Source organism: Streptomyces sp. NPDC007205, assembly GCF_040634095.1.
GTDB lineage: Bacteria > Actinomycetota > Actinomycetes > Streptomycetales > Streptomycetaceae > Streptomyces.
This window is the reverse complement of sequence record NZ_JBEYEW010000191.1, coordinates 1-1,166: the sequence shown is the minus strand read 5'-3', so window position 1 is coordinate 1,166 and position 1,166 is coordinate 1. Positions and strand designations below refer to the sequence as shown.

The 1,166-nt window shown below is 70.4% G+C and carries 1 pseudogene; it reads right to left on the bottom strand.

From position 1 onward, the window contains the following. Window positions 1–4: 4 nt before the first annotated feature. A pseudogene (locus ABZ624_RS43170) lies at window positions 5–1,166 on the bottom strand (ISL3 family transposase); the annotation flags it as partial.

Here is a 1,166-nt window from a genome sequence, read left to right as displayed (position 1 = left end):
TTGATCATTGGAGCAGGATCCGCTGGCGTAGGAGCGGGAAGCCGGCGCGGCCGTGCATCTGCCTCATGATCTTCTTCGTGCGGGTGTTGACGCCCTCGGTGCGGCCGTTGTGGTAGGGGAGGGTGAGTCCGGCGTCGACGGCGGCGCGGTCGAGCTCGAGGCCGTTCGCGAAGGAGTGCAGGTGGGGCAGTTCAGCGGCGCGAACCGCGGTGATCCAGTCGGTGAGTTTGGCGTCGTTGCCCTCGGCTGGGGTCAGGAGCCCGGCGAACTCGCCGACGAGGCGGGCGAGTTCGGTCATCTCCGGACAGGCTTCGGTGAGTTCCCGTAGTAGTGCGGTGTCCTTGTCGCGCAGGTTCTCGGGGCGGGTGAGTAGGAGGCGGGCGAAGCGCTGCGGGGTGGTGACCGGCTTGTCGCCCTCGGCCCGGCCCTGGGTGATGTAGCGGTAGAGCAGGTTGAGGCTCCCGGTGTAGCCCAGCTCCTGGATCTCCCGGAACAGTTGCTGCACGGGACGGCCGGGTCGGCGGCCCGGCGGGCGCGGAGGTGGTCGCGGTAGGGGTCGACGAGGGTGGGCCGGTACTGCGGTGCGCGACGCTCCAGCGTGGGCTCCTTCAGGCGGGCGTACCGCTTGACGGTGTTCAGGGCGAGATTGAGGCGGCGGGCGCATTCGAGCAGGCCGACGCCCTTGCCGAGCAGGTCGTGGACCTGTTGCCAGCGTTCCCGGGTGGTCTGCTCGCGCACACCGCCCGGCCGGGCCGGGTTCACGCTCGCCCAGCACGCGGTGTGCGAGCGGACCTCGGACAGGGCCTTGCCGCACAGGTTGGACCACATGTGCCACCGGTCGCTGACCTGCACTGCTTCGGGGAGGGCCTGGCGGATCGCCTCGCCGTAGGACCCGGAGCCGTCACGGCAGACATACTCGGCGCCGGGGTGCTCACGCAGCCACTTCGTCACCGTCTCGGCCTTGCGGTCAGGCAGGACATCGATCCGCTCGCCGGTCTCTGCGTCGATGACGATCGTGGCGTAGCGGTGCCGGCGCTTGAGGGCGAAGTCGTCGATGCCGACCACCCGCGGCACGCGCAGCGGCGGTATGGGCAGGCGCATGAGCGTCCGCAGAGCCGTCGAACGGGAGACGCCGCAGGCCAGGACGCGTAAGAGGCGGGCGCCCG